We start from the raw sequence: 16,708 nt of genomic DNA on the forward strand, positions 1-16,708 counted from the left end.
CCACTGGGCCAAGGTTAATCGCGGACGGGTGAAACTCGTCCTGTTTTCGCCTGTATACGGGAGACGCTGTAACAACGCGGTGGGTTGCACGGTTAAGAACCGTGACAGACTTGGTCACGCGTACCGCCATTAGGAGGCACCGAGCATGCGCGTACTGGTAACGGGTGGGGCCGGGTTCATCGGCTCGCACTACGTGCGGGAGTTGGTGGGCGGTTCTTACCCGGCCTACGCCGACGCCGAGGTGGTGGTGCTGGACAAGCTCACCTACGCGGGCAACGAGGCGAACCTGGCGCCGGTCGCGGGCAGCCCGCGGCTGCGCTTCGTCCGGGGCGACATCTGCGACCGGGAGCTGGTCGTGGACGTCGTGCGCGGGGTGGACGTGGTCGTGCACTTCGCCGCCGAGTCCCATGTGGACCGCTCGATCGCCGGGTCCGCGGACTTCGTGCTGACCAACGTGCTGGGCACCCAGGTGCTGCTCCAGGCCGCGCTGGAGGCCGGGGTGGCCAAGTTCGTGCACGTCTCGACGGACGAGGTCTACGGCACCATCGACGAGGGCTCGTGGACCGAGGACCACCTGCTGGAGCCCAACTCGCCGTACTCGGCGTCCAAGGCCTCGTCCGACCTGCTGGCCCGCTCGTTCCACCGCACGCACGGGCTGCCGGTGTGCGTCACGCGGTGCTCGAACAACTACGGTCCGTACCAGTTCCCGGAGAAGGTCATCCCGCTGTTCGTGACCAACCTCGTCGACGGCCGGAAGGTGCCGCTGTACGGCGACGGCCTCAACGTCCGCGACTGGCTGCACGTGGACGACCACTGCCGCGGCATCCAGCTGGTGCTTGAGGGCGGTCGCGGCGGCGAGATCTACAACATCGGCGGCGGCACCGAGCTGACCAACCGGGAGCTGACCGAGCGGCTGCTGGCGGCCACCGGCCGCGACTGGGACTCGTTCGTCGAGCCCGTCCAGGACCGCAAGGGCCACGACCGCCGCTACTCGGTGGACATCACCAAGATCGGCACGGAGCTGGGCTACGCGCCGCGGGTCGACTTCGCCGAGGGCCTCGCCGCCACCGTCCGGTGGTACCGGGAGAACCGGTCCTGGTGGGAGCCGCTCAAGCAGCGCGCGGCGCTGGCCGGCTGATGGCGCTCGCGCTCCTGGTGCCCGGCGGTCGGGGCCAGCTCGGGCAGGACCTGGCGGCCGCCGCGCCGGCGGACGGGCTCGTGCGCGCGCCGTCGTCGGCGGAGCTGGACCTGACCGACGACGCCGCGGTGGGCGACGCGGTGGCGGGCTTCGCCGCGGCGGCCCGCGACGCCGGGCTGCGGCCGGTGGTGGTGAACGCGGCGGCGTACACCGCCGTGGACGCCGCCGAGACCGACGAGGACCGCGCGTTCGCGGTGAACGCGACGGGACCCGGCCTGCTGGCGCGGCGGTGCGCCGAGCACGACGTGCCGCTGCTGCACGTGTCGACCGACTACGTGTTCCCGGGCGACGGCGTGCGGCCGTACGAGCCCTCCGACGAGACCGGGCCGCGGTCGGCGTACGGGCGCACGAAGCTCGCGGGCGAGGAGCGGGTGCTCGCGGCGTGGGACCGCTCGTGGGTGGTGCGGACCGCGTGGGTGTACGGGCGGCACGGGTCGAACTTCGTGAAGACCATGGCCCGCTTGGCCGGGTCGCGCGAGCAACTGTCCGTTGTGGACGACCAGGTCGGCTCGCCGACGTGGTCGCTCGACCTCGCGCGCGGGCTGGTGTCGTTGGCGTCGCTGGCCGCGACCGGCGGCCCGGCCGCGCGGGTGCTGCACGCGACCAACGCCGGCGAGACCACGTGGTGCGGGTTCGCGCGGGCGGTGTTCGAGGAGCTGGGCCTGGACCCGGCGCGGGTGCTGCCGTGCACGACCGACGAGTTCCCCCGCCCCGCGCCCCGGCCCGCGTACTCGGTGCTGTCCGGGAAGGCGTGGGAGGAGGCGGGCCTGCCGCCGCTGCGGCACTGGCGGGAGGCGCTGTCCGCGGCGGTGGCGTCGCGCGCGGTGCCGTGAACCGCGCGCGGTGGCGCTCAAGTCGCCGGGCGAGGACTTCGGCCCGCGCGGCGTGAGGTTCGGCCACCCGGTGGCGAACCCGGGGCCGGCGCGTCACGGGAGCGGGTACTCCGCGCGCACGTCGCCGTCGAACAGCCGCCAGTAGAAGGCGTTCAGCCGCGCCGCGTCGGGCGCGTGCCGGGCCAGGACCGCGGCCACGGCCGGCGGCACGTCGCCCGGGACCTCACCGGCGGCGCACCGGCGCACGTACTCGTTGCGGGCCACGGGCACGCTCTCGGCCGGCACGCCGCACACCGAGGTCACCAGCCAGTTGACCAGCCGCATGGAGGCGTAGCCCGCGTCGTGGGTGGCGTTGCGCCGCACGAAGGCGCGCTCGTCGGCCGACAGGTCGAAGCGCGGTGACGTGGCCAGCCCGAAGTCGGTGAGGTAGAGCCGTTCGCCGTCGCTGCGCAGGTTGCCGAGGTGCCCGTCGAGGTGCAGCAGCTCGCGGCGGCGCAGGGCGGCCACGATGTGCGACAGCTGCTCCTCGACCACCTCGGCCTTGCCCGCCGGGTCCTCGCCCAGCCAGTCGACCGCCGGGCGGGGCAGGTGCTCGGAGAACAGCACGAGGCTGCGCGTCGCGGCGGCCAGGGCCTCGAAGCGGGCGCGCACGGCCGGGTGGCCGTCGAGCGCGGCGACGGCCGCGTCGACGTCGGCGTGCTCGTCCGCGACGGGCGGCCGGCCGGGCAGCACCCGCCAGTGGTGGAGCAGCGGGAACGACTCCGCCTCGCCGGCCAGGACCGCGTCGGTGACGACCTCGTTGGCGGCCAGCTCGCGCCAGGCGTTGAACCCGGGGCCGGCGACGCCGTACTGGCAGAACACCGGCAGGTCGAACAGGTTCGCGGTGGAGCGGGGGTGCGACAGCTCCAGGTCGGTCAGCGGGACCCGCTTGACGAACACCGGCAGGCCGCCGACGTCGAGCACCGCCGAGCCGCCGCCCACGCCGACGGTCTCCTCCGCCGCCACGAGCGCGGCGAGCGCGTCGTCGTCGTACGAGGAGAGGGCGGCGGAGAGCTCGTCGTGGCGGGCGCGCCGGTCGGTGGTCATGCTCCGATCATGCCCGTCGGCGGCCGGGCCGTACCGTGGTCCACCGATGGACACCGCGACCCTGGCCGAGCGCCCCGACCTGGCGTCGGCGACCTACGACATCCCCTACCCGGCCGGCTCGCCCGCGTTCATGCGCGGCAACCTGGCGTCGCTGCTGGTCCGGGGCCGGCGGGTGGTCGAGCGGTGGCCGCACCTGGTGGTGGCGGCGCTGGAGGGCGGCCGGCCGGTGGCGCGGGGGATCGCGGTGCCGCTCTCGACCGCCCGCGGCCCGCTCCCGTCGGGGTGGGACGAGGCGGCCACGTGGGCGGCGGAGGACGCGCTCGACGGGGTGGTGTGCGACGTGGCGTGCGCGTTGGAGATCGCGGTGCACCCCTCCCGGGCGGGGCGCGGCCTGTCGTCGGTCGTGCTGGGCGCGATGAGGTCGGCGGTCCGGGCGGCCGGGCTGGCGTCGCTGCTGGTGCCGTTGCGGCCGCCGGACAAGGCCGCGGAGCCCGAGGTGCCGATGGCGGAGTACGCGGGGCGGGTGCGGGCGGACGGGTTGCCCGCGGACCGGTGGCTGCGGACGCACGTGCGGGCGGGTGGCCGGGTCGAGGGGGTGGCCCCGTGCTCGTCGACCGTGGCCGCGCCGCTGGAGCGGTGGCGGGGGTGGACCGGGCTGCCGTTCGACCGCGACGGGCCGGTGGTGGTGCCGGGTGCGCTGGCACCCGTGCACGTGTCGGTCGGGCACGACCACGCCGTGTACGTCGAGCCGAACGTGTGGGTGCGCCACTCCACCTGAGGCCCGGGGTCAGACCTCGCGCCACTCCACGGCGGTGGGCCGCTCGCCGGTGGCGAGGAAGTCCTTCAGCGCGGCGGCCAGTTCCCCGACCGGAACGCCCGAGCCCGCCGGGTAGTCGACGTGCTCGGTGTGGTGCGCGGGCGAGTCGGCCCGGCCTCTCAGCACGGCGTAGTCGTGCTCCGGGTCGGCGTAGGTGAGGTAGCCGTAGCCGCCGTGGACGGCGGTGACCACGTCGTGGTCGGGGATCCTGGTGTCACCCGGCGCGCCGAGCAGGCCCTCGGTGTCGGTGATGAGGTCGCGTTCGGCGTGTTCGAGCGTCGCCGGGCCGGCGCCGGGTTCGGCGAGGCGCGCCAGCAGCGCGTCGACGTCCTCGGGCGTGCCCACGCCCAGGCTGTCCGCGGCGTCGGAGTCGCTCGGGTCGGAGATCGGCCACACGGCCGTGAAATTCATGGGCGGCATCATGGCAGCGGCTGCGGTGCGTGACCACTTGAGGGTGGTGTTGGGCCGTTGGGGTAGGAGTGCCGCACGGGGCTGGTTTTATCTTCAACGAATACGTGATCCTGTGCCGCATGGCCGAGCCCTCGCCAGGTGCGACCGCGTCCCGCTCCGACAGCGAGCGCCGCCGGTTCCTGCGTCGCGTGTGCGCCGTGACCGGGTCGCGGCAGGTGTCCTGGAACGTGGTGAAGGAGCCCCGGCGCGAGCCGCGGGGGTCGTAGGGCCCGTCGCCGGCCCCCATCAGCGGGCACCCGTCAGCGCCCCGCCGTCACCGGGCCGCCGTCAGCGCCTCGCCGCGATCCGGTAGGCCTCGACCGTCTTCTCCGCCGTCCTGCGCCACGTGAACCCGGACGCGTGGGCCCGGCGCGCCGCCTGGTCGGCCGGCGTCGCGGTCGTCTCCACCGCGTCCGCCATGGCCTGCGCCAGCGCCTCGACGTCGCCCACCGGCACGTGCGTCGCGTGCCCGTCGGCCACCTCGCGCAGCGCCGGCACGTCCGTGCACACCACCGGCACGTTGCACGCCAACGCCTCCAGCACCGGCAGCCCGAAGCCCTCGTCCCGCGACGGCAGCACCAGCGCCGCCGCGCCGGCCACCACGCTCCGCAGGTCCACGTCGCTCAGGTACCCGGTGCGCAGCACCCGGTCGTCGGCCGACGTGACGCCCGGTCCCGCCAGCACCAGCGGCGGCAGGGCGGGCCGTGACGAGTGGGCCGCCACCAGCGTCCCCAGCCCCTTGCGCGGCCCGCCCGCCCCCACGAACAGCAGGTACTCCGACGGCAGGCCCAACCGGCCCCGCAACGACGCGGACGGCGGGCGCGCCGCGAACCACGCCGGGTCCACGCCCAGCGGGGTCACCACGATCTTGCCCGGGTCCACGCCCAGCCGCTCCGCCACCACCGACGCCACCGCGCGGGTCGGCGTGCACACGACGTCGGCCCGGGACGCGGACCTCTGCACCAGCTCCGGCAGCCGCCGGTCGGACGGCGGCAGGTCGCCGGGCGCGTCGAGGAACGCCAGGTCGTGCACCGTGACCACGCCGCCGGCCCGCAGCGCGGGCGGCAGCACGAAGTTCGTCCCGTGCATCACGTCGGTCGTCCCGGCCAGGAACTCCACCGGCGGGAACGGCGCCCGCAACCACAGCTGCCGCAGCAGCCGCGCCGCCACCGGCAGCCCTCGCGCCACCACGTCGTGCGGCAGCACGGTCCGCAGCCCCCGCCAACCGCGCAGGGTGAACGCGACCGCCCTCACCTGCACCGACGGCATCGACGCCAGCTCCTCGGCCAGCGCCGCGGTGTAGCGGCCGATGCCGGTCCGGTGCCCGAGCAGGGGTGTGCCGTCGATCAGCACCTTGAGGGGCCTAGCCATGGCCGCGCAACTTCTTCAGCACGCGCCCGGTCGCCCGGCGCGCCACCTCGCCCGGACCGCCCGCGTCCAGGTACTCCTTCACCAGCCGCACGTCGCGCAGCACCCTGTCCTTCTTGGCCAGGGGCCGGTTCCGGACCAGGGGCGACGACCCGGGCAGCCGGTCGGCGGCGGGCCGGGGGTTGCGGCAGAAGTCGACCAGCGGCGCGAGCACGTTCTCCCACGTGAACCGCTCCCGCACCACGGCGATCCGCTCGGCGCAGGCCGCCGCGAACTCCTCGTCGTACAGCGCCTTCTCCAGCGCGTCGGCCAGCGCGCCCGGGTCCTCCGAGGGCACCACCACGCCCAGGCCCTCGCGCCGCACCAGGTCGGCGAACGAGTCGCCGTCCGTGGTCACGATCGGCAGCCCGGCCCACAGGTAGTCGAGCACGCGGGTCCGGAACGCGAACGTCGTCTCCACGTGCTCGTAGTGCGTGGTCACGCCCGCGTCCGCGTCCAGCAGCCAGTTCTGCCGGTCCTGGTAGGGCACCCACGTCTCGTTGAAGAACACGTGCGACCCGACCAGGTCGAGCCGCTGGGCCAGCGACCGCGTCTGCCCGGCGACGTCCATGTCGGGCACCTCGGGGTTGGGGTGCTTCATGCCGAGGAACACCAGCCGCACGTCCGACCGGCGGCCCCGCAGCCGGTCCACCGCGCGCACCAGCGTCAACGGGTCGAACCAGCTGTAGACGCCGCCCGCCCACAGCACCACCTTGTCCGACGCGGGCAGGCCCAGGGTCTCCCGCAGGCCGGGCCCGGTGCGGTGCGGCGGCTTGGCCGACAGCCCGAACGGGACCTCCGCGATCAGCGACCGCGTGGTCCGGTCGTGGTCGTACAGCGACGGCGTGAGCCGGCCGAGCGCGGCCAGGTGGCCGAGCCAGAAGTGCCGCTGCCGCTCGGACGCGCACAGGAAGAAGTCGCCGCGCACGAGCTGGTTGTTGAGCACCCTGGTGACGGCGGTCAGGTCGGCGGCGCGCTTCTCGTCGGTGTCGTCGCGGCTCTGCTCCAGCAGCTCCAGGTGCATCGGGTCGTAGACGTCGCAGACGACGACCTTGGTGGAACCCGGCTCCTTGAGCTTCGGCGCGAACTCCAGCGCGTGGCCCTGGAGGACCACCACGTCCGCCCAGTCGACCTGCGGCTCCAGGTCGCGGCGCGCCACGCGGAGCACGCCGAACGGCGCGTCGGGCGGGTCGCACACCGGGTTGACCGTGACCAGCCGCACCTCGTGCTCGGCCGACAGCACGTCGGCCATGTGCCACGCCCGGATCGCCGGCCCCGCCATCCGCGCGGAGATCACGTCGCCGGTGAGCACCAGCACCTTGCGGGGCCTGCCGAACACCTCGTCCAGCCCGAACACGTCCACCAGCACGTCGTGCGCGGCCAGGTAACGGGGCAGCGGGTACGCGGGCTCCAGCGCCTTGCGCATGAGCGGCACGAGGTCCGCGTCCGTCACCCGGCGCGCGGCCTGCTCCACCTGGCGGGACGCGGCCAGCGACGGCAGCAGCTCCACGAACCGGTCGACGGCCAGGAACCCGGCCAGCGCCTGCCGCGGCACGGGCACGGGCGCGAGGTCGTCCGCCGGGTCGGCCGGTCGGCGGGTGATCTCCAGCTGGGTCGGGTCCAGCTCGCCGCGCGCGGTGGCCCGGCGGACTGCCAGGGCCAGCGCGGCGGGCAGCACGCGCGCCAGCGTCTCGTCGGAGAAGTTCTTGTAGAGCGCGGCCAGGGCGTTGCGCTCCAACAGGTACAGCTCACGGCTGCTGTCCACTTCGGACATCGACGCGTGGTGCTTGTGGAACGTCAGGGAGGTCGGCTCGTAGCGGACGCGCCAGCCGCGCAGGTTCATCCGCCAGCCGAGGTCGACGTCCTCGTAGAACATGAAGAACCGCTCGTCGAACCCGCCCAGCTCGCGGAACACCGAGGCCCGTGCCACCAGGGCCGAGCCGGTGCCGAACAGCACGTCGCGCGGCGCGTCGTGGCTGCCGTCGTCGGGCTGCCCGGCGTGCCGCTTGTAGCCCATGCCGAACCAGGTGAGGCCGCCGTCAACGAAGTCGACCGCCCGGCCCTCCCAGTCGAGCACCTTGCTCGCCACCGCGCCGACGGAGGGCTCGTCGAGCAGCACCCGCACGGCCGCGCGCAGCCAGTCCCGGTGGGGTCTGGCGTCGTTGTTGAGGAACGCGACGACGGCGCCCCGGGCGTGCTCGACGCCGAGGTTGCAGCCGCCGGCGAACCCGAGGTTGGCCGGCGCCTCGACGACGTCCGCCCGCGGCTCGGCCGCCCGGATCGCGTCGGCGCCCCCGTCGCCCGAGGCGTTGTCGACCACCACCACCTGGAGCTTGTCGACCGGGTAGTCCAGCTCCCCGTACAGGGCGCGCAGGCACGTCTTGGTGTCCTCGGCCCCGCGGTAGTTGACCACGACCACCGACACGTCGGGCAGGCTCGCTCGCTCCACGCGCTAACTCTGCCTCATCACGCTCCGCAGCGGGGCGTCACCGTGGCCTACGCCTCGGTAACCCCGTCCTCGGCGGGCTTCGACTCGCCGTCCTCCGGCGGCGCGGGGGTGGGCGCGGTGTCCCGGGACCACTCGACGGTGATCTTGATGTGCGCCTCGGTGGACGACTTGGCGATGCCGAACGCGCCGCTCAGGCCCGCTTTGAGCCCGATCTCCACGGCCACCCGGTCGGGCCGGGGCGGTGGCATGTCGGCGACCCGCGCGGCCACCGCGCGGGCGACGTGCCTGGCCCGCTCGACGCCCTGCTCCAGGGTCTCCTGGACCCGGTCCCAGTTCCGGCCGGCCCGCACGGGGCCGTCGTACCCGTCGGTCTCGAACGGCACCAGCTCGCCGTCCTCGGTGCGCACCTCGACGTACTCGGTCACTTCGCTCCTCCGCAGACGTCACCTTCGAAAGCCCCGGTCGGCGGTTCGCCGGGGTCCAGCTCCAGCCCGCTGCGCCCCACGAGGGCGCAGATCCGCGCGCGCCACGCCCGCGGGTCGCCGGGCTCCAGGCTCCTCGGGTGGTCGTCCGCGACGACCACGGGCTCGACCGGCCCGCCCAGGTTCTCGACCGGCGCGTCGCCCCACCACGCGCGGAGCCGCCACAGCTGCGTGATCCCGACCCCGTTCGGGCCGGTCAGGGTGATCTCCAGCTCGTCGGGGTCGTCGCGGAACCGCAAACGGTCCACGTCCGAGTCCGTCGGCACCGGGAAGGTGCCGACCTGCTCACCGCGCACCAGGTCGAACACCCGCACGACGCCGTCGTGGACCACCGCGGCCACCTCGCCGCCCCGGTGCACCGCCAGTCCGCCCACCGAGGTGAACTCGTCGCTGAACGCGATCGCGGAGCCGATCTCCCGACCACCGGAGACCGAGCGGCGGAGGAGGCGGTAGGCGGAGGCGACCACGAGCAGCACGTCGCCGGCGGCCGCGACGGAGTCCGGGGAGTGCTCCAGCTCGAAGGGCGGCCCGAGCGGCAGCCCGGACCGCGCCGCCAGGACGTGCAGGGCGGTGTCGCGCCACACCACCACGCGGTCCCCGTCGAGGAACGACGCGTCCCCGGTCCCGGAGCCCAGGTCCGCGAGCAGCGCGAGGTCGGGCAGGTTCCGCACCACGAGGTTCGCCGGGCTGTTCACGAGGAGGGTCCTCGAATCCGGTGAGACGAGGAGGCCCGGTCCCCCGTAGCCGGTGCGGTACCGGGAGTCGCCCCCGTCCAGGTGCGCGACGAGCGTGCGGTCCGCGGTCCGCCACACCTCGATGCGGCCGTTCGGCTCGCTGGTCAGGACGTGCGCGCCGTCCGGGGTGGCCCGGACGCGACCGGCCTGCCGGATCGACCGGTCCAGCGCGTCCGGTGGCGGCGCCCGGAAGACCAGCGACGCGTCCGGGTACCCCACCAGGAGCCGGTACGCGCCGGAAGGCTCCAGCGCGACCGCCTCGATCGTGCCGTTGTCGGGGATGAGCGCGCCCAGCGCGTCGTCCCCGCCGACGACACCGAACAACACCAGCTCGGACCCTGCCGACCCGGTCGCCCCCCTGACCGCCCAAGCCCGTCCGTCGGCGCTGAGGACCGGCGTCGCGGAGTCGTGGCACGGGGTGCCCGCGGTGGGCACGCGCGCCAGCTCCAGCCCGGTGGACGCGCCCAGCGCGGACCAGGTCTCCCGGTCGCACCGGAAGGCCACCGGCTCGGACCAGGCCGCGACGACCCCGATCTCGGCGTCGGGCAGGTCGCGGGCGCCGGTGGCGGACAGCACCCCGTACCCGCTCCCGTTGTGGAACAGCACCTCGCCCGTCGGCAGGAGGTCCACCGGCCTCACCTGGTCGCCGGGCGCGGTCAGGGTGGTCCCGGCCCCCGACGCCAGGTCGACCACGCGCACCTCCGGCCCGCCGTCGGTGTGGGCGAGCCACCGGCCGGTGGGGTCGGCCAGGACGGTCCGGGCCCGAGCGCCGAGGACGCGCAGGACGTGGCCGGTCCGCCCGCTGCGGAGCCGGATCGAGTCCGGGGTCCGCTCGGCGAAGACGTCGTCGCCCACCCACGTGACGATCGAGTCCACGTCGGGCACGGCCACCCGCGTCGGCGGCGAGGTCGTCAGGTCCAGCAGCTCGGCCGTCCCGCCGTTCCCGGACAGGAGGACGCGGTTCCCCCCGGGGTTGGGCGTGGCGAACCCCGGGAGCACCACCTCGGCGTGGCGCAGCGCGCGGGACAGGACGTACAGGTCCTCCCTGGTGTCCAGCCGGTCGGCGGTGAGCTGGGCCCGGAGGGTGTTGTCCAACCGCTCCGCGAAGGGCGTGACCGCGGCGTCGCGACCGGCCAGGACGTCCGCCGCGCTGTTCGCCCCGGCCTCGTCGCGCTGCCCGGCGAACCGGGGGACCAGGTAGCCGAGCGAGGCGACCAGGCCCACCACCAGGACCACCACCGCGGTCCGCACGCCGACCCGCCTGACCAGGCCCCGGGTCCCGGCGCCGACGAACCGCCGCTGCCGCTCGGTCAGCTCGTGCGCCTGTCGCCGCGCCCGCCGCAGGTCCTTGCCGCGCGGCAGCAGGCCGCGCTCCCGGGTCTCCTCCCACCGGGCGGCCTGCCGGTCCAGCTCGTCCTGCCACAGCCGGAACGCGCGGGCCTCCTCCACCCAGTCCCGCAGCCGGTCCCAGTGCCGGACCAGCGCCTCGTGGGCCAGCTCGACGCCGTCCGGGCCGAGCGTCACCAGCCGGGTGCGGGCCAGCTCCGCCGCGAGGGGGCCCACCTGCCCCGCCGGCGCCACCCGCCGCACGAACCCGCCGTCCGGCAGCGGGCTGACCAGCTGGACCAGCGCCCGCCGCACCTCCTCGGGGTCGAACCGCCGCCACACCCGCTCCGCGTAGGTCGACACCGCGCCGCCGACCCCGCCCAGCTCCCGGTACGCGGCGTGGGTCAGCACACCGCGCTCCTGCCGCTCCCACAGCAGCGTGAGCGTGAACTCCAGCAGCGGCAGCGGGTTGCGCCCGACGTCCGCCAGCAGCACGTCGACCAGGCCCGGTTCGAGGACGGGCGTGCCGGGCGGCCGGAGCGGTCCCTCGACGACCTCGCGCAGCTCGTCCGGGTCGGGCGTGCCCAGGGTGGCGGTGCGGCGGGCCAGCCGGGGCCCGAGGCGGGGATCGGCCAGCAGGTGGTCCAGCGGGCCGCCGGTGGTGGTGACCACCAGGTCGACGCGCGGGGCGCGGTGGTGGGCCTCGGCCACGTCCAGCAGCGCGGCCAGCAGGTCGGCCGACGCCTCGGGGAAGCGGGCCAGGGCCTCGTCGAACTGGTCGACCACGAGCGTGAAGCGGCGCGGGTCGGCGCGGGCGGCGCGGCGGGCGACCACGTCCTCGACCCGGTCGGGTGGGACCTCGTCGACGCCCAGGGCGGTGGCCAGGGCGCTCCAGGGCGAGCCGCCGGCGGCGGGCCGGACCACCGCGTGCTCGCCCAGCCCGGGTAACAGCCCGGCCAGGACCAGCGACGACTTGCCGCAGCCGGACGGTCCGGTGACCACCAGGACGCCGTCGAGGTCGAGCTGTTCCCGCAGGTCCACGGCCTGTCGCGCGCGGCCGAAGAAGACCTCGGCGTCCTCCGGCCGGAACGGCTCCAGGCCGCGGAACGGGTTCGGCCGGCCGGTGGCCAGCGCGGGCCACGCGTCGTGCAGGGTCGCGCCGGACAGGGCGTAGCCGATGCGCTGCCCCTGGAGCGCGTCGACCTCGACGACCATGCCGATGACCGCGCCCAGGTCGTCGTCGATCACCGGGCCGCCGCTGAACCCCCGCAGCATCGGCACGCCGTGCGCGGCGTCGTCCTCGACGTGGAGCCGCCCGCCGCCGATCGCGCCCCGCACCACGCCCCGCGACCACAGGCCGTGGGGGCGGCCGTCCGGCACGCCCAGCGTGCGCACCCGGTGGTCGCGGACGTCGTCCACGGCCACCACGTGCACCGCCCTCGCCCCCTCCGGCGTGCGGTCCAGCTCCAGGCCCACCAGGTCGACGCCCTCGGCGCGGTGCACCACGCGGGCCCGCGCCGTGCCGCCCGCGATCGGGAAGTCGACCTCGAACTCGTCGGACGTCACGACGTGCGCGCAGGTCAGGGCCAGGTCGTGGCCGACGAGGAAGCCCATGCCGACGGGTTCGCCGTCGTGGAGCACCCGCAGCAACGCCCGTTCGACCACCCCAGCCCCCTAACGGCCGGCCCCCTAACGGCCCGCCCACTCCCGCCACACGTCGCGCCGGGCCACCGACGCGCGCCGGCCGATCCGCACCCGCTGCACCCCTGTCGCCGGCAGCCGCAGCAGTGTTTCGGCCAGCACCCGGGCGCGCAGGGGCACCCGGAAGTTCTCCGCGTCCGGGCGGCTCCGGCGCAGCGGCAGCAGGACCGTGATCGCGGCGAACCTGGCCAGCTCGCGCACCGCCACGGCCGCCGGGGCGCAGCGCAGCAGCATCAGCAGGCGGTTGCGCTCGTTCCACCGGTGGAACGGCCGGGAGCCGGGCCGGGTGCTCGCGCCGTGCCGGTGGCGGACCCGCGCCGGGGCGACGGACAGCACGTCGTGGCCGTTCAGGCGCAGCCGCCAGGCCGTGTCGGTGTCCTCGTAGTAGCAGAAGAAGCTCTCCGGGACGCCGCCCGCGCCGCGCAGCGCGCCCGTCCGCACCAGGGCCGCGCCGCCGCAGAACCCGAACACGCCGCGGTCCGCGCGCACCAGGTCCGCGCCGTGGCCGTCGGCGGTGAGGCGGACGCCCGCCGACTGGGTCGAGCCGTCGTCCAGCAGCATCGTCGAGGTCGCGGCGGCCGCGCCCGGCGCGGCGTCCAGGGCGTCCTCCAGGGCCGCCAGCCAGCCCTCGTCGGGCGCGGCGTCGTCGTTGAGCCAGGCCACGTACTCGGTGGTCACGCGCGGCAGCGCCGCGGCCAGGCCGCCCGCGTAACCGCGGTTGGCCGGCAGGCGCAGGACCTCCGGGCGGCCCGGGTGGGCGGCCAGCAGGTCGGCCGTGCCGTCGTCGGAGGCGTTGTCCACCACGAGTGTCCGGTGTGGACGTTGACGGGCCAGGGCGTCCAGGCACGCGGTGATGTGCTCGCGGCCTCGCCACGTCACCACGACCACCGTCGTCCGCGGGTTCGACACGGCGTGAGACGGTACGCGACGTGCCGAACCTCGTCGTGCTGACCGAGCAGTTGCTGGCCCCCGTGCCGGGGGGCACGGGCCGGTACACGCGCGAGCTGGCCGCCGCGCTGGCCCGCACCGCGCCCGCCGGGTGGACCGTGACCGGGGCGGTGAGCAGGCACGCGGACGTCTCGGCGGCCGTCGTGCCCGGTGTCGGGGGCCCGCGGGTGCTCCCGCTGCCGCGGCGGGCGCTGATCGCGGCGTGGGAGCGGGGCGTGCCGTACTGGCCGGGCGGCGACTCGGTGCACGCCTGCACGCCGCTCGCGCCGCCGCGCGGCCGGGTCGTGGTGACCGTGCACGACACCGTGCCGTGGACCCACCCGGAGACGCTGACGCCGCGCGGCGCGGCGTGGCACCGGCGCGTGATCGGGCGCGCGACCGCGAGGGCGGCGGGGGTCGTGGCGCCCACGTCGGTGGTGGCGGACGAGCTGCGCCGGCACGCGCCCGGACCCGCGCCGGTGCACGTCGTGCCCAACGGCGTGACGGCGTTCCCCGAGGAGGACCCGGTCGACCTCCCGCCGCGGTACGTGTTGGCCGTCGGCACGGTCGAGCCGCGCAAGGGGTTCGACCTGCTGGTCGCCGCGACCGCCGAGCTGGGCGTGCCGCTGGTCGTCGTCGGACCGCCGGGCTGGGGCGGGGTGGACCTGCGGGCGCCGCACGTGACGCTGCTGGGCCGGGTGAGCGACGCGCGGCTCGCGTTCGTCCTGCGGCGGGCGGCGGTGCTGGCCGCGCCGAGCCTGGCCGAGGGGTTCGGCCTGCCGGTGGTGGAGGCGATGGCGGCGGGGGTGCCGGTGGTGCACTCCGACGCGCCGGCGCTGGTCGAGGTGGCGGGCGGCGCGGGCGTCGCGGTGCCGCGCGGCGACCGGGCGGCGCTGGTGGCCGGGTTGCGCTCGGTGCTGTCGGACCCGGCGCGCGGCGAGAGGCTGATCACGTCCGGTCTTGCCCGAGCGGAGTCCTTCACCTGGCAAAACGCAGCCCAGTCGGTGTGGCGGGTCCATTTGGCGCTGTTTGGGTAAGCAACCGTTTGCCCCATTTCGGGGCCACCTGCCGACCACCGGTCGTACCCTTCACCGCGTGTCGCCCGCCGAGCCCAGCGTGCTGATCGACGCCACCGCCGTCCCGACCGACCGCGGTGGTGTCGGTCGGTACGTGGATTCCCTGGTGGCCGCGCTGGACGCGGACGGCGCCCGGCTCGGCGTGGTGTGCCAGCCCCGCGACGCCGAGCTGTACGGCGCGCTGGCCCCGAACTCGCGGGTCGTCGCCGCGACCGAGGCCGTCGCCACCCGCACCGCCCGGCTGACCTGGGAGCAGACCACGCTGCCGCGCCTGGCGGCCCGGCTGGGCGTCGACGTGGTGCACTCGCCGCACTACACCGTGCCGCTGGCGAACCGGACGGCGTCGGTGGTGACGCTGCACGACGCGACCTTCTTCACCGACCCGGCGCTGCACTCGTCGGTGAAGGCGAGGTTCTTCCGGGCCTGGACGCGGGCCTCGCTGCGCCGCGCGGAGCTGTGCGTCGTGCCGTCGCGGGCGACCGCGGACGAGCTGGCGCGCGTGGCGGGCGCGGACCGGCAGGCCCTGCACATCGCCCAGCACGGCGTGGAGACCGAGCGGTTCCACCCGCCGACGACGGCGGAGGTGGCGGACGTGCGGCGGCTGCTGTCGCTGGGCGACGCGCCGTACGTGGCGTTCCTGGGCGCGCTGGAGCCGCGCAAGAACGTGCCCGCGCTGGTCCGCGGGTTCGCGCAGGCGTGCCGGGGCCGGGCGAACCCGCCGGCGCTGGTGCTGGCCGGGCAGCCGGGCTGGGACAGCCAGGTCGAGCGGGCGCTGGACGCGGTGCCGCACCGGGTCCGCGTGATCCGGGCGGGCTACCTGCCGTTCACGTCGCTGGCCGGTTTCCTGGGCGGCGCCGAGCTGGTGGCCTACCCGTCGCTGGGCGAGGGGTTCGGGCTGCCGGTGCTGGAGGCCATGGCGTGCGGCGCGGCGGTGCTGACCACGCGGCGGCTGTCGCTGCCCGAGGTGGGTGGCGACGCGGTGGCGTACTGCGGGGTCGGCGCGGGTGACATCGCGGCGGCCCTGGGCGACCTGCTGGACGACCCGGCCCGGCGGGACGCGCTGGCCGCGGCGGCCCTGGTGAGGGCCAAGGACTTCTCGTGGGCCACGTCGGCGGTCCGGCACCGGCAGGCCTACGAGCGCGCGGTGCGCGTGCACCGCCGCCGCTGAACCGCCGCTGCGAACTGCCGCCGCTGAACCACCGCCACGTGCACCGTCGCCGCTGAACCGCCGCCGCGCGCACCGCCGCCGCGTCCTGCGGAGAGGGGCACGCGGTCACGTCCCACGTCCACCACCACTAGGGTGGCCCGCGTGACGCGCTACGGAGACGGGCTGGCGGTCGTGACCGTCACCTACTCGCCCGGTGAAACCCTGGAGACCTTCCTGTCCACCCTCGCCACGGCCACGACCCGGCCGGTGTCGGTGGTGCTGGCGGACAACGGGTCCACCGACGGCGTGCCCGAGCGCGCCGCCGAGGCGCACGACCACGTGACGTTCCTGCCGACCGGCGGCAACCTCGGCTACGGCGCGGCGGCCAACCGCGGCGTGGCCTCCCTGCCCGACGACGTGGGGTGGGTCGTGGTGGCCAACCCCGACCTGTCGTGGGGCGAGAGCAGCCTGGACAAGCTGCTGGAGGCGGCCAAGCGGTGGCCGCGCGGCGGCGCGTTCGGCCCGCTGATCCGCGAGCCGTCCGGCGCGGTGTACCCGTCCGCGCGCCTCCTGCCGGCCCTCGGGCGCGGCCTGGGCCACGCCGTGCTGGGCCCCGTCTGGTCGGGCAACCCCTGGACGCAGGCGTACCGGCAGGAGACGGCGTCCGTCGAGGAGCGCACCGCGGGCTGGCTGTCGGGCTCGTGCCTGCTGATGCGCCGCGAGGCGTTCGACTCGGTGGAGGGCTTCGACCCCCGCTACTTCATGTACTTCGAGGACGTGGACCTGGGCGACCGCCTCGGCCGCGCGGGCTGGCTGAACGTGTACGTGCCGGACGCGGAGGTCGTGCACATCGGCGGCCACTCCACCCGGAACGCCTCGGCCCGGATGCTGGCCGCCCACCACTCCAGCGCCTACCGCTACCTGGCCGACCGGCACGCGGGGGTGGCCTGGGCGCCGCTGAGGCTGGCGGTGCGGACCGGGCTGGGGCTGCGGCTGAAGGTCATGACGCGCCGCTGAGCCGTTCGGGCGGTCTCCTCCCGCCGCGGCCGTCCTCACCGGCTGCGGTCCGGATGAT

The 16,708-nt window shown here is 75.7% G+C and carries 14 protein-coding genes; 7 read left to right on the forward strand and 7 right to left on the reverse strand.

Going from position 1 to position 16,708, the window contains the following annotated elements; genetic code table 11:
• Positions 1-145: 145 nt before the first annotated feature.
• Together rfbB and rfbD are read left to right on the forward strand one after the other, a co-directional pair.
• Positions 146-1,138, forward strand: a complete 993-nt coding sequence (gene rfbB, locus ABD223_RS40160) for a dTDP-glucose 4,6-dehydratase (protein ID WP_344042975.1) — start codon at positions 146-148, stop codon at positions 1,136-1,138.
• Positions 1,138-2,031, forward strand: coding sequence for a dTDP-4-dehydrorhamnose reductase (gene rfbD / locus ABD223_RS40165; RefSeq protein WP_344042977.1), 894 nt, complete (start codon positions 1,138-1,140; stop codon positions 2,029-2,031). The genes rfbB and rfbD overlap by 1 nt, the downstream gene beginning before the upstream one ends.
• A 93-nt stretch (positions 2,032-2,124) precedes the next feature.
• On the opposite strand, the gene ABD223_RS40170 is transcribed toward rfbD, so the two are convergent.
• Positions 2,125-3,117, reverse strand: a complete 993-nt coding sequence (locus ABD223_RS40170; RefSeq protein WP_344042979.1) for a BUD32 family EKC/KEOPS complex subunit — start codon at positions 3,115-3,117, stop codon at positions 2,125-2,127.
• A gap of 46 nt (positions 3,118-3,163) precedes the next feature.
• On the opposite strand from ABD223_RS40170, the gene ABD223_RS40175 reads away from it, so the two are divergent.
• Complete coding sequence (locus tag ABD223_RS40175; RefSeq protein ID WP_344042981.1) at positions 3,164-3,895, forward strand: hypothetical protein; 732 nt, start codon at positions 3,164-3,166, stop codon at positions 3,893-3,895.
• 9 nt (positions 3,896-3,904) lie between these two features.
• On the opposite strand, the gene ABD223_RS40180 is transcribed toward ABD223_RS40175, so the two are convergent.
• Complete coding sequence (locus ABD223_RS40180; RefSeq protein ID WP_344042983.1) at positions 3,905-4,345, reverse strand: Imm1 family immunity protein; 441 nt, start codon at positions 4,343-4,345, stop codon at positions 3,905-3,907.
• 119 nt (positions 4,346-4,464) lie between these two features.
• Between ABD223_RS40180 and ABD223_RS40185 the strand changes: the two genes are divergently transcribed.
• Positions 4,465-4,611, forward strand: a complete 147-nt coding sequence (locus ABD223_RS40185; protein ID WP_344042985.1) for a hypothetical protein — start codon at positions 4,465-4,467, stop codon at positions 4,609-4,611.
• Between the two features lie 61 nt (positions 4,612-4,672).
• Here ABD223_RS40185 and ABD223_RS40190 read toward each other — a convergent pair whose 3' ends face one another.
• Genes ABD223_RS40190 through ABD223_RS40210 form a run of 5 tightly spaced genes read right to left on the reverse strand, consistent with a single transcriptional unit; the run spans position 4,673 to position 13,392 of the window.
• Positions 4,673-5,755: a glycosyltransferase family 4 protein gene (locus ABD223_RS40190; protein ID WP_344042987.1), complete on the reverse strand. Its 1,083-nt coding sequence runs from the start codon at positions 5,753-5,755 to the stop codon at positions 4,673-4,675.
• A complete protein-coding gene (locus ABD223_RS40195) occupies positions 5,748-8,240 on the reverse strand; it encodes a glycosyltransferase (RefSeq protein ID WP_344042989.1) in 2,493 nt (830 codons plus the stop codon). Before ABD223_RS40195 ends, ABD223_RS40190 begins: the two co-directional genes overlap by 8 nt.
• 47 nt (positions 8,241-8,287) lie before the next feature.
• Positions 8,288-8,665, reverse strand: a complete 378-nt coding sequence (locus ABD223_RS40200) for a CU044_2847 family protein (RefSeq protein ID WP_344042991.1) — start codon at positions 8,663-8,665, stop codon at positions 8,288-8,290.
• Positions 8,662-12,447: an nSTAND1 domain-containing NTPase gene (locus tag ABD223_RS40205; RefSeq protein ID WP_344042993.1), complete on the reverse strand. Its 3,786-nt coding sequence runs from the start codon at positions 12,445-12,447 to the stop codon at positions 8,662-8,664. Before ABD223_RS40205 ends, ABD223_RS40200 begins: the two co-directional genes overlap by 4 nt.
• Before the next feature lie 24 nt (positions 12,448-12,471).
• Complete coding sequence (locus ABD223_RS40210; protein ID WP_344042995.1) at positions 12,472-13,392, reverse strand: glycosyltransferase family 2 protein; 921 nt, start codon at positions 13,390-13,392, stop codon at positions 12,472-12,474.
• Positions 13,393-13,412: 20 nt separating this feature from the next.
• On the opposite strand from ABD223_RS40210, the gene ABD223_RS40215 reads away from it, so the two are divergent.
• The 3 genes from ABD223_RS40215 (at position 13,413) to ABD223_RS40225 (ending at position 16,650) form a co-directional block, all read left to right on the forward strand.
• Entirely contained in the window at positions 13,413-14,447 is a 1,035-nt protein-coding gene (locus tag ABD223_RS40215; RefSeq protein WP_344042997.1) for a glycosyltransferase family 4 protein, read from the forward strand.
• A 79-nt stretch (positions 14,448-14,526) separates the two neighbouring features.
• Positions 14,527-15,654 carry a glycosyltransferase family 4 protein gene (locus tag ABD223_RS40220; RefSeq protein ID WP_344043035.1) on the forward strand — a complete coding sequence of 376 codons (1,128 nt, stop codon included), beginning with the start codon at positions 14,527-14,529 and terminating at the stop codon, positions 15,652-15,654.
• A 141-nt stretch (positions 15,655-15,795) separates the two neighbouring features.
• A complete protein-coding gene (locus tag ABD223_RS40225; RefSeq protein WP_344042999.1) occupies positions 15,796-16,650 on the forward strand; it encodes a glycosyltransferase family 2 protein in 855 nt (284 codons plus the stop codon).
• Positions 16,651-16,708: the final 58 nt, after the last annotated feature.

This window comes from Saccharothrix xinjiangensis (assembly GCF_039527585.1).
Taxonomy (GTDB): Bacteria; Actinomycetota; Actinomycetes; order Mycobacteriales; family Pseudonocardiaceae; genus Actinosynnema; species Actinosynnema xinjiangensis.